Origin of the sequence: Ilumatobacter sp., assembly GCF_041688325.1 — a bacterium.
Taxonomy (GTDB): Bacteria; Actinomycetota; Acidimicrobiia; order Acidimicrobiales; family Ilumatobacteraceae; genus Ilumatobacter_A.
Genome location: NZ_JBDNIJ010000190.1, coordinates 1 through 10,391, shown reverse-complemented (window position 1 = coordinate 10,391; position 10,391 = coordinate 1). Strand labels below are relative to the sequence as shown.

The 10,391-nt window shown below is 62.6% G+C and carries 11 protein-coding genes; 6 read left to right on the top strand and 5 right to left on the bottom strand.

The window, feature by feature from the left end; genetic code table 11:
- Window positions 1–187: 187 nt before the first annotated feature.
- From ACH2EI_RS11745 to ACH2EI_RS11730, 4 genes are all read left to right on the top strand, one after another.
- On the top strand, window positions 188–802 hold the full coding sequence (locus tag ACH2EI_RS11745; RefSeq protein ID WP_395154946.1) for a response regulator transcription factor: 615 nt from the start codon (window positions 188–190) through the stop codon (window positions 800–802).
- A complete protein-coding gene (locus tag ACH2EI_RS11740; RefSeq protein ID WP_395154945.1) occupies window positions 795–935 on the top strand; it encodes a hypothetical protein in 141 nt (46 codons plus the stop codon). The genes ACH2EI_RS11745 and ACH2EI_RS11740 overlap by 8 nt, the downstream gene beginning before the upstream one ends.
- Before the next feature lie 283 nt (window positions 936–1,218).
- On the top strand, window positions 1,219–1,494 hold the full coding sequence (locus ACH2EI_RS11735) for a histidine kinase dimerization/phospho-acceptor domain-containing protein (protein ID WP_395154955.1): 276 nt from the start codon (window positions 1,219–1,221) through the stop codon (window positions 1,492–1,494).
- Window positions 1,434–1,826 carry a sensor histidine kinase gene (locus ACH2EI_RS11730; RefSeq protein ID WP_395154954.1) on the top strand — a complete coding sequence of 131 codons (393 nt, stop codon included), beginning with the start codon at window positions 1,434–1,436 and terminating at the stop codon, window positions 1,824–1,826. Before ACH2EI_RS11735 ends, ACH2EI_RS11730 begins: the two co-directional genes overlap by 61 nt.
- On the opposite strand, the gene ACH2EI_RS11725 is transcribed toward ACH2EI_RS11730, so the two are convergent.
- The 3 genes from ACH2EI_RS11725 to ACH2EI_RS11715 all read right to left on the bottom strand — a co-directional run bounded on the left by ACH2EI_RS11725 (window position 1,801) and on the right by ACH2EI_RS11715 (window position 5,388).
- A complete protein-coding gene (locus ACH2EI_RS11725; protein WP_395154944.1) occupies window positions 1,801–2,739 on the bottom strand; it encodes a UDP-glucuronic acid decarboxylase family protein in 939 nt (312 codons plus the stop codon). The genes ACH2EI_RS11730 and ACH2EI_RS11725 overlap by 26 nt on opposite strands.
- Entirely contained in the window at window positions 2,739–4,058 is a 1,320-nt protein-coding gene (locus tag ACH2EI_RS11720) for a UDP-glucose dehydrogenase family protein (RefSeq protein ID WP_395154943.1), read from the bottom strand. The genes ACH2EI_RS11725 and ACH2EI_RS11720 overlap by 1 nt, the downstream gene beginning before the upstream one ends.
- 97 nt (window positions 4,059–4,155) lie before the next feature.
- Window positions 4,156–5,388 carry an acyl-CoA dehydrogenase family protein gene (locus ACH2EI_RS11715; protein WP_395154942.1) on the bottom strand — a complete coding sequence of 411 codons (1,233 nt, stop codon included), beginning with the start codon at window positions 5,386–5,388 and terminating at the stop codon, window positions 4,156–4,158.
- 126 nt (window positions 5,389–5,514) lie between these two features.
- Between ACH2EI_RS11715 and ACH2EI_RS11710 the strand changes: the two genes are divergently transcribed.
- Window positions 5,515–6,570 carry a mechanosensitive ion channel family protein gene (locus ACH2EI_RS11710; protein WP_395154941.1) on the top strand — a complete coding sequence of 352 codons (1,056 nt, stop codon included), beginning with the start codon at window positions 5,515–5,517 and terminating at the stop codon, window positions 6,568–6,570.
- Between the two features lie 64 nt (window positions 6,571–6,634).
- Window positions 6,635–8,116 (top strand): DUF2207 family protein, encoded by a 1,482-nt coding sequence (locus ACH2EI_RS11705; protein ID WP_395154940.1) that lies wholly within the window; start codon window positions 6,635–6,637, stop codon window positions 8,114–8,116.
- 16 nt (window positions 8,117–8,132) lie between these two features.
- Here ACH2EI_RS11705 and ACH2EI_RS11700 read toward each other — a convergent pair whose 3' ends face one another.
- A complete protein-coding gene (locus ACH2EI_RS11700) occupies window positions 8,133–9,017 on the bottom strand; it encodes an alpha/beta fold hydrolase (protein ID WP_395154939.1) in 885 nt (294 codons plus the stop codon).
- Window positions 9,018–9,057: 40 nt separating this feature from the next.
- Window positions 9,058–10,391 (bottom strand): class I SAM-dependent rRNA methyltransferase (locus ACH2EI_RS11695; RefSeq protein WP_395154938.1); only part of this gene is annotated, 1,334 nt, incomplete at its 5' end.

The window sequence follows — 10,391 nt, the reverse complement described above, 5'->3', positions numbered from 1 at the left end:
GTTCGTGCTGGTGTTCGTGCTGGTGTTCATGGGGAGGGAGGGGGGAGGGTGGGAGGGGAGAGGGAGAGGGAGGGGAGAGGGAGAGGGAGGGGAGTTCGTTTCGATTTCTTACTGAACCATTTGCGAACTGATGTTTCGCTGAAGATCGCTGAAGGCTTCTTCAGCTTGATGCTGCGAGGGTGACAAGATGCGAGTGCTGGTAGTCGAGGACGAAGTGCGTCAGGCCGCCCCTGTCCAGCGGGGCCTCGAAGCAGAAGGGTTTGCGGTCGACGTTGCGACGAATGACGTCGACGGTCTCTGGATGGCCACCGAGCAGAGCTATGACGTGATCGTGCTCGACGTGATGCTGCCGGGGTTGAACGGATACCGAGTGTGCGCCGAGCTACGCGCACGCAGGGTCGCAACGCCGATCCTGATGCTCATCGCAAAAGACGGTGAGTTCGACGAAGCTGAAGCACTCGACACCGGTGCCGACGATTTCTTGTCGAAGCCGTTTTCCTCTGTCGTTCTCGTGGCCCGGTTGCGTGCGTTGATCCGGCGCGGCGGAAGCAACCGCGCCCCGCTGCTCGTCGTCGGCGATCTCGCCGTCGACGTTGCGGGCCGGTCATGCACAATGGCCGGAACCCCAATCGCGTTGACGCCGCGGGAATTCGCAATTATCGAGTACTTGCTCGTCCACCAAGGCGAGGTCGTTGCCAAAAGCGACATCGTGAGCCATGTCTGGGATTCGGCGTTCGACGGCCACGACAACGTCATCGAAACGATTCGCAGTGGCGGATATCGGATCCGTGCTCATGTCTGACAGACACAAAGGCTCGCTCCGGTTACGGATCACTGCGGGAGCGACCGCAATCGTGCTGTTCGCGCTGTTGGTCACCGGACTCGCAGTGTCCGGATTGCTCCGCCGATCGATGCGAGCACTGAAGACCTGTTGATGACGCGGGTCTCTGCTGTGGCCGAGGTCGCAGCTACCCGTCACGATCTACGCCATCACCGCACTCGACGTCGCAGCAGCAGCGCGGAACTACCTCCAGGTGTGTTTGCTGATCGCCCTGTCAGGGGTCGGGCTGCTGACAGGGGCGGTGGTCTACTGGGTTGTCGGCCGATCACACCGGCCGGTCGAAGAGATGGGCCAACAAGTCGAACGTGTCTCCGCCGACGAACGACGAGCGCGTGAGTCCAACGGATCGCGACGATGAGCTTTCTCGGCTGGGCGGCATGCTCAACAGTTTGCTTGGCCGACTCGAAGAGGCATCGGACCAGCAACAACTGTTCGCTGCAAACGCCTCGCACGAACTCCGCAGCCCGCTCTCTGCGATGCGCACCGATCTGGAGGTCGGTCTGGCGTACCCGGACCGGACAGATTGGGAACGGACCGCCAAAGATGCACTCATTGAGATCGAACGTCTCGAGCAAATGACATGGTGCTCCTCATGTGCGATGAAGATCACGCTTGTATCCCGATCGACCAGGACAGTGCCGTGCAGGTCGTGAGGAATCTTCTCGACAACGCAGAGCGCCACGCGACGTCTTCGGTGACAGTCAGCCTCGACCGTTCCGGCGAAACGATTGAGCTCCGGGTGGACAACGACGGATCCCCGATCGCCACCGAAGACAGAGAACGCGTCTTCCAGCCCTTCCTCCGCCTCGACGAGGCTCGCTCACTCGAAGCCGGCGGCTCCGGCCTTGGCCTCGCCATTGTCCGAACTATCGTCACCTCCGCCGGCGGCGAGATTCACGTCGACGATCGTGACGGATTCACCCGCTTCGTCACGATATTCCCGACGGTCAGTGAACAGTTCAGCCCAGTGCGAGCAACTCGGTGAAGTACGGGATCGTCTTCCCAAGGCCCTCTCGGAGCTGAATCGTGGGCTCCCAGCCGAGGTGCAGCTTGGCCAACGTGATGTCAGGCTGACGCTGCTTCGGGTCGTCGCTTGGCAACGCCTCGTGGATGAGACCACCACGCGAATCCGTCAGTTCGACGATGATCTCAGCCAATTCCAACATGGTGAACTCGCCGGGGTTGCCAATGTTGATCGGGCCGGTCTGATCGCTGTCGAGCAATGCGAGGAAGCCGCAGATCTCATCAGCGACGTAGCAGAAGCTCCGCGTCTGGTTGCCGTCGCCGTAGATGGTCAGCGGCTCGCCGCGCAGCGCCTGGACGATGAAGTTCGACACAACACGACCATCGTCGGCCTGCATGCGCGGGCCGTAGGTGTTGAAGATGCGCACAATCTTGACGTCGACGTCTTTCGAACGGTGATATGCCATGGTCAGCGCCTCAGAAAACCGCTTGGCTTCGTCGTACATCGACCGCTCACCGATCGAGTTGACGTGGCCCCAGTAGGTCTCCGGCTGAGGGTGGACCAACGGATCGCCATACACCTCGCTCGTCGACGCCATGAAGAACTTGGCATCGTTGCGGTATGCGAGTTCAAGGAGGTTGCGCGTGCCGATGCTGCCAACATCGAGGGTCTCGATGGGCAACGCGTAGTAGTCCTTGGGCGAGGCAGGGCTCGCGAGGTTCATCACGGCGTCGACAGGTCCGTCGACATCGCACGACGCGACGACATCACCCTCCACCAGGGTGAACGCCGGGTTGCCAACGAGGTGTGCGACGTTGGCGTGTCGGCCCGTCACGAAGTTGTCGAGGCAAACGACCTCGTCGCCACGAGCAATCAATGCGTCAGTCAGATGCGAACCCAGGAATCCAGCGCCACCGGCGACGACGACGCGCATTAGCGGCGGCCGACGCCGTCGTAGCCGAGGCCAGCATTCTTGACGTCAGCAGGGTCGAACAGGTTGCGCATGTCGACCATTGTGGTCCCTGCACGTGCCCGCTGTGCGACGTTCGAGAGATCAACCGTGGCGAATTCGGGCCACTCGGTGAACACACAAATCACGTCGGCTCCGTCAGCGATGTCGATCAGTTCTGACGTCAGCTCGATGCCAGCCAGTGCAAGCTCCTGGTGGGGCGACAGTTCGCCGCACGTGGTCGGGTCGAATGCCCGAACGTGTGCTCCGGAGCGGCGGAGTTCAGCGATGATTGCCATTGCTGGCGATTCACGGAGGTCGTCGGTTCCAGCCTTGAACGTCAGACCCATTGCTCCGACCGTCACTCCTGTCAGGTTCGAATGGTGCCGACCAACGGCCCGTGCGACCTTGTCGATCATCCGGGCACGCTGTTCGTCGTTGACTTCGACCACTCCCTTCATCATCGAAAAGTTGTAGCCGTGGTCTTCGGCAATTTTGACCAATGCCCGCGAGTCCTTGGGGAAGCAGGAACCACCCCAGCCGGGGCCAGGCTTGAGGAACTGACGGCCAATGCGCTCATCCGAACCAATCCCCTCGACGACAGCCACAACGTCTGCACCGACGGCTTCGCACATGGCTGCGACAGCGTTGACGAAGGAGATCTTCATCGCCAAGAAGCCATTGGCGGCGTATTTGATCGTTTCGGCAGATGCCGGGTCGGTGATGATGATCGGGGTATCGATGCTGTCGTAAAGCTGCGCAACTTTCTCGGCTGCTGCGCGGTTCGCTGATCCAATGACCACGCGGTCGGGTTGCAAAAAGTCTCCGACGGCGGTGCCTTCACGGAGGAACTCCGGGTTCGACACAACGAAGACGTCGTCACGCTGGAGCACGGCTTCGACCGCGAGCGTCGAGCCCACGGGGACCGTCGACTTGTTGACCACGACAGCACCAGGTTTGAGCACCGACGCGATCTGCGCGGCAGCTGTTTCGATGTACGACAGGTCGGCGCTGCCATCTTCGCTCTGCGGCGTCGGAACGCACAGGAACACGATGTCGGCGTCTGCTGCAGCAGCAGCTGCACCCAGGACGAACTCGAGTCGCCCGGCAGACCGGGCATCGCGAACGATCTGCTCGAGGCCATCTTCGACGATCGGGATGTGGCCGTCGTTCAGAAGGTCAACTTTGCGTTGGTCGATGTCGCCGCAGACGACATGGTGACCAATGTGGGCAAAGCACGCCCCAGTGGTCAACCCGACGTAGCCCGTCCCGACGACGCCGAGGCGGATTGATGTAGCTGACATGGGTGTGAAACCTTCGGTGATGATGTCGGACACGTTGACGCCTCAGAACCTATCGGCGGTTCGTCACAGCTCTTGATGACCGCGACCGCGGCCAACCTCAGTTGCGGGGAACCTCGTTCCACGGACCGGCCTTGTCGACACGGGGTTCGCCCGGCAGGCCAAGAACCTGCTCGCCCAAGATGTTTCGCATGATCTCAGACGTTCCGCCCTCGATCGAGTTCGCCCGGACCCGCAGGAAGGCGTAACGCAGGCCGTTTTCGGCGCCGCTTGCAACTGATTCTTCCGGGCGACGGAACGTGTAGTCGAAGTCGACCAATGCGTCGGCGCCGAGCAAGTTCATGCAGAAGTCGTACAGACCCTTATTGAGTTCGGAGTATGCGAGCTTCGCAATCGACATTTCCGGACCAGGGTTACCCGACGTAGCGTTCTGGCTTGCACGCATATTGGTAAGTCGCCCGACCTCGGCCTGAACCCAGAAATGCATGAGCCGATCCTTGGTTGCTGCGTCCTTGCGTGACTCATCCATTGCCTCCCAGACCTGGACAGCGTCGTTGGCTGCACCACCGCGCCGCGGCGCACCGCCGCCACCTCCACCGATCGCGCTGCGCTCGTTCATCAGGGTAGTCAGGCTGGCCCGCCAGCCTTCGCCGACAGCACCCACGCGGCACGAATCCGGCACACGGACGTCGGTCATGTAGACCTCGTTGAACTCGGCCTCGCCGGTGATCTGGCGGAGCGGTCGGACTTCGACACCGGCGGCATGCATGTCGAGTGCGAAATACGTCATGCCCTTGTGCTTCGGGGCCTCGGGATCGGTCCGGGTCACGAGCATCCCGAAGTCGGCGATGTGCGCAAGCGTGTTCCACACCTTCTGCCCGTTGACGATCCACTCGTCACCGTCGCGCTCGGCTCGGCAGCCCAGGCCAGCAAAGTCGGAACCGGCACCTGGCTCGGAGAACAGCTGACACCATCGCTCTTCGCCGGTGAACATCGGACGCAAGAAGCGTTCCTTCACCGAGTCATCGGCGTGCGTGGCAATCGTGGGGCCAGCGAGGTTCATGAAAAAGGTGCTCGGATCGGTCGGCTTGGCACCGGCTGCCTTGACGCGCCGTTCGACGACGCGGTTCAGCTCTGGGCGAAGACCCATTCCGCCGTCGCCTTTGGCGAAATGGACCCATGCCAAGCCAGCATCGAAGCGTGCTCCGCGGAACGCTACGTCGTCCATCTGCTGGGGATCGTGCTGAGCGAGCAGCGTGTCGAGCGCGTCGTTGACCAGTTGCGTCTCGTGATCGGTCGAGATCGAACTCGGGGCGGTGTCAGTGACAGTCATCTGCAGAGTTTCGCAGACCAGCACGATCGCACCGAAGTTCGAGCGCTCGACGTTCGTCACGCTCACGACTCCGCCCGGCTGAGCATCCCTGTTTCTCTATGCTGTTGCTAGGTACGTTCGGGTGTTGTGTTGCACTTTATTGTTTCCCTGGAACTCGCCGACGACAGCGCCGCGGCGCTGAGTGACGCCTGTGGCCTTGAGCCGAGGTTCGTCTGCGAGCGGGTGTTCGAAGCCACGGGCGGTAATGAAGCATTGACTCAGATCGCCGACTGGTTGATCGGGCGCCCACTTTCGGTTCTGGCAATCGTCCTCGTCGCGTGGATTGCCACACGGATAGCCCAGCGCTACGTTCGCAGGCTCGTCAAACGCATCGTGGCGCCCGATCGCGACGCGACAGTTCGACGGCTGGCCAAGATCGGCATCGATAATCCGGCGTCGTTCATTGGCACCGAACCAGTCCCGCGGCGTGATGCTCGGGCAACGTCGATCTCCGATGTGGTGGGAAGCACGATCACCGTGGTGATCTGGGTCGTTGCCTTCATCTTGATCATCGGTGAGTTCGGCTTCGACCTTGGACCGTTCATTGCTGGCGCCGGGATCGCTGGCGTGGCGCTCGGCTTTGGCGCGCAGAGCTTGGTCAAGGATTGCATTTCCGGGTTGTTCATGCTGGTCGAAGATCAGTACGGCATCGGCGACATCGTGGACCTCGGCGAAGCAATCGGTGAGGTCGAACAGGTGACGCTGAGGACGACCGTGCTGCGCGGCCTCGACGGAACGGTCTGGCATGTGCCGAACGGCGAAGTGCAGCGTGTAGGCAACAAGTCACAACTCTGGTCGGTTGCGCTCGTCGACATCGACGTGGCCTACGACAGCGATCTCGCCGCAGCGAAGAATCTGATGCTCTCGACAGCCACCGAGGTCTGCACCTCAGAGGAATGGTCGCCGGATGTCCTCGACGAGCCCATCGTCCTCGGCGTCGAGACCCTCGGTGCCGACGGCATCACACTCCGCATGATCGTCAAGACGTCGCCTGGCTCGCAATGGGCGCTGCAACGCGAACTCCGTGAGGCGTTGAAGGCCAGCTACGACAGCGCTGGGATCGAGATCCCGTTCCCGCAACGCACCGTCTGGGTCCGGGGCGACACCACCGGCCTCGGCCAGCCTGCGCCAACCGGACCCTGATGACTCGCGATCAGTCGTCCGGGCTGAGACCAGACAATGTTCCAGCGGGTGTCACAATGTTGCGATGTTGATCGGCATGGCGGGCCTGAGTTGGGACGCATTCGCTGCCGCACCCAGCACCACGGGGCTCGTCATCAGCGCACTGCTCCTGGGGATCGGCGCTGGAACACTTTGGTACGGCGAGCAACGAGTCGCCCCCGAGCGTCCGCGGCCTGCAGGAGCATCTGGTGCACTGCGCCGCGAGTCCCCTGCCGTTGTCAACATGCTGACGAATGATGCAACGCTGACCGCATCGGGCTTTCGGGCCACAGTGATCGACCTTGCTGCGCGTGGGTGGCTCCGTCTCCTCCCACCGCTCGATGACGATGACGACGATCTCGGACGTGTCCGTCCCGCTGCAACGGCGTACGAGGGTGATGCATTGCTCCCGCACGAACGCCTGGTGCTCCAACATGTGATGGCACGATTCACCACCGATCGAGCAATTCCGGCACGATTCCTTGCGGTCGACATCAAGGGTTCCTGGTGGCGCCGTTTCCGATCCTTGGTGACCAACGACGCACGGAGCGCCGGCCTCGTCACTCGACGTTGGCCCATCTGGCTGCTGGCCATCCCTGGCGCCATCGTCCTCCTCAGTGCGTTGGTGTGGTGGAGTTCCCGTGGCGGCAACGCCGAGGTCGCTGTGGTCGACTCGGTCGAACGTCGCCTGTGGGCAGTTGCGATCCTGGTCGCGATCGTCGCCCTCGGCTGCCGGGTCGTTCGCCATGCCATCGAACGTCCGCTGACGCACACCGCAGCCGGCCTTGCAGCAACGCAACAATGGTTAGCTGTTCGACAACGACTCATTGAGGGCGACTTTGGACAGATGGCTGCAAGCTCAGTCGAAATCGGCGACCGCCGCCTGGCCTACGCATCCGCTACCTGCCTGGCCGATGGTGCAGCCGTCGAATTCCCGCTCGCTCGTGAAGACCATCACCGCGCCTGGAGCAGCGTCGGTGCCGAGCCACGTCTTGTGCGCGTCAAGTATCCGATTCGTCTCGGCTACGGCCTCCACCCTGTGATCGCGCTCGTCGGCGGCGTCATCACGGCGTTCGTCGGCCTCAGCCTCCGCCGGTTTTCCAGCGACACGGCCCGCGGCGATTCTCTCGACTCCCTGTACGCGAGGTTCCCCGAGCAAGCCTGGCTGATCGTTGACGTGGCGGCCGGCTTCACGGTGCTTTCCTTCATCCCGATCGTGGTCGGGGTGATCGTGGCTCTCTTCGGAGCAGCCGATGTATTCAGCACGGTCGAACGCACCGGTGTCGTCCTTCGAGCTCGTCGCCCAGCCGAAGTGGCACCGCTCCCCCGATTCATTCGCAAGCGGATCGAACGCGACCGCTACTCGCTCTTCGTTGCTGTCGACAACGGAAAGCAGAGCACCGTGTACGCGTGGCGTGCCGGTGAACGGAACGCCATCCCGCAGGGGGCGAACGCCACCGTGCGGGCATCGCCGATATTGGGCTACGTCCGACGGGCCACGCCGGTCGGCCATGTCCTCGGAGACTGAATGAGGCCTCCCGGAATTAGGCCTCCTGAGTGACGCCGACGAGATCGGTGTTGCGCTTGATCGCCGCAATGATCTCGGCGTGTCGCGGCGCCGGGAGGTCGTGGCCCATGTCGGGGAACATCAGCAGGCGGGAATCCGGCACTGCACGGGCTGTTGCGATGCCGCCACTGGGAAGAACGAGCTTGTCCATGAGCCCGTGGACGATCAGTGTCGGAACAGTGACGTTGCCCAGACCTGCTGTCCGGTCGGGGCTGGCCATGATGGCGGCTGTCTGGCGGGCTGTGCCTTTCGGGCGGAACGATCGCTCGACACTGATCTGGCTGCGGAGCACGTGTTCGGCTGCGTCGTAGTGTGTGCCGCTGAAAAGCTTGAACATCTCTGTTGATCGCTCGGCCGCCGTCTCTTTGGTCGGCGGCTTCATTCGGGCGAGCTTCGGCATGATCTTCGGTGAGATCCGGCCCGACTTGCGATCACCCGGGTTCGACATGATTGAGGTCAGCGAGCGGACTCGCTCAGGGTGCTCGATGGTCAGCGTTTGGGCGATCATGCCGCCCATCGACATGCCCACGACGTGTGCTGATGCGATGCCGAGAGCATCGAGGAGGCCTGCGGCATCGTTTGCCATGTCAGTGAGCAGGTAACCGGCCTTCGGCGGACGCTTCGCAAGCATTCCCATGACGGCCTTCACCTGGGTGGGCGGTTCCCAGTCGAACTCGGTCGACAGGCCGCTGTCGCGGTTGTCGAACGTAATGACTTGAAAACCTTCGGCTGCGAGCTGCTCGGGGAAGCCTTCGGGCCAGTCGGTGAGTTGGCCGCCAAGCCCCATCACGAGGAGAAGCGGTTCGCCCTCACCGGTCAATTCGTATTCGATTGTGATCCCGTTTGCTTGGACTGATGCCATCGCAGCAGGCTAGGCGCAGCTCGGGCCAAGGGCCCGCGCGCTACAGCGCGTTAAAGAACCCGGCCTTGAGGTAGGCGCCCTCGGGGTACGTCACTGGATGATCGATGTCGTGGCCGGTCCGCACCATCTGACGGAGCTCGCGGCCTGCCGCATCAGCGGCGTCGAGCAGCGTGGCGAAGAAGAGGTCAGACGTGACACGGCTGGAGCACGAAGCCTGGACAAAGACGCCGCCTGGACGCACGAGCCGGAGCCCGATGTGCGTCAACCGGGTGTAGGCGCGGACCGCGACGTCGATGCTCGACTGCTTCTGTGCGAATGACGGCGGGTCGATCACGACGACGTCGTAGGTCGACCCGGCGCGAGCGAGGGCGATCATGACTTCAAAGGCGTCCCCGACCTCTGTCGTGTGCTCGCAGGCCTGTACTTCTGCTCGATCGGCGTTCAGGGCCATGTTTCGTTCGGCCGCTGCCAACGTCGGAGCAGAGATGTCGACGCTGTGGACCGAACGAGCTCCGCCAGCTGCTGCATGCACGCCGAAACCGCCCGTTGAGGCGAACACATCAAGCACGTCGCGGCCCGTAACCAAACGGCCGAGGCGCATCCGGTTGTGGCGCTGATCGAGGAAATGGCCCGTCTTTTGGCCTTGGCGCACGTCTGCTTCGAACCTGAGCCCGCCTTCCGTGAAGAGCACCGGGCCCTCGATGATCTCACCGGCGATGACATCGCCGTCGTCGAATCCGTAGGTTTCGCCACCGGCGACGTTGCGACCAAGCCTGAGCACGACCGACGAGGGCCGCATTGTGGTTTCGAGTGCAGCGAGCACGGTTCGGAGGTGCGGGAACCAGACGCTCGAATACAACTTGACAACCAAGGTCGTGTCGTAGGCATCGACGATCAATCCTGGGAGGCCGTCGTTCTCGCCATTGACGACGCGGTAGCCCGGATGGCCACCGAACTCGGCATCGAGCAGCGGTTGTCGGATCGCCCGAGCTGCGTTGATCTTCGACTCCCAGAACGCCTGATCGATGGTCGCTGTCTTGCCGATGTGGACCATGCGCAGGGCAATGGGTCCAGCCGGGTCGAACAGGCCGATGCCGACGAACTTGCGGTCGTTGTTGAACACGATGGCCAGGTCGCCGGTGTCGCCTTCGTGGCTTGCGGAAACGATCGAATCATCGAACACCCACGGGTGGCCTGCGCGGACGTGGCGCAGCGCGTCAGCAGTCAGCCGGACGGCAATTCGGCGGTCGCTGAGGGTAGGAAGTTGTTCGAACACGCCCCAAGCGTACGGGCGGAACGGGATGACGGGCTCCGTGCCCCAGAACGGGATGACGGGCTCCGTGCCCCAGAACGGGATGACGGGCTCCGTGCCCC

Excerpts from the sequence above, each read along its gene's own strand:
- ACH2EI_RS11700 (WP_395154939.1), bottom strand. The coding sequence starts at position 9,017 with ATGGCATCAGTCCAAGCAAACGGGATCACAATCGAATACGAATTGACC.
- ACH2EI_RS11725 (WP_395154944.1), bottom strand. The coding sequence starts at position 2,739 with ATGCGCGTCGTCGTCGCCGGTGGCGCTGGATTCCTGGGTTCGCATCTG.
- ACH2EI_RS11730 (WP_395154954.1), top strand. The coding sequence starts at position 1,434 with ATGTGCGATGAAGATCACGCTTGTATCCCGATCGACCAGGACAGTGCC.
- ACH2EI_RS11715 (WP_395154942.1), bottom strand. The coding sequence starts at position 5,388 with ATGACTGTCACTGACACCGCCCCGAGTTCGATCTCGACCGATCACGAG.
- ACH2EI_RS11720 (WP_395154943.1), bottom strand. The coding sequence starts at position 4,058 with ATGTCAGCTACATCAATCCGCCTCGGCGTCGTCGGGACGGGCTACGTC.
- ACH2EI_RS11740 (WP_395154945.1), top strand. The coding sequence starts at position 795 with ATGTCTGACAGACACAAAGGCTCGCTCCGGTTACGGATCACTGCGGGA.
- ACH2EI_RS11745 (WP_395154946.1), top strand. The coding sequence starts at position 188 with ATGCGAGTGCTGGTAGTCGAGGACGAAGTGCGTCAGGCCGCCCCTGTC.
- ACH2EI_RS11735 (WP_395154955.1), top strand. The coding sequence starts at position 1,219 with ATGCTCAACAGTTTGCTTGGCCGACTCGAAGAGGCATCGGACCAGCAA.
- ACH2EI_RS11705 (WP_395154940.1), top strand. The coding sequence starts at position 6,635 with ATGTTGATCGGCATGGCGGGCCTGAGTTGGGACGCATTCGCTGCCGCA.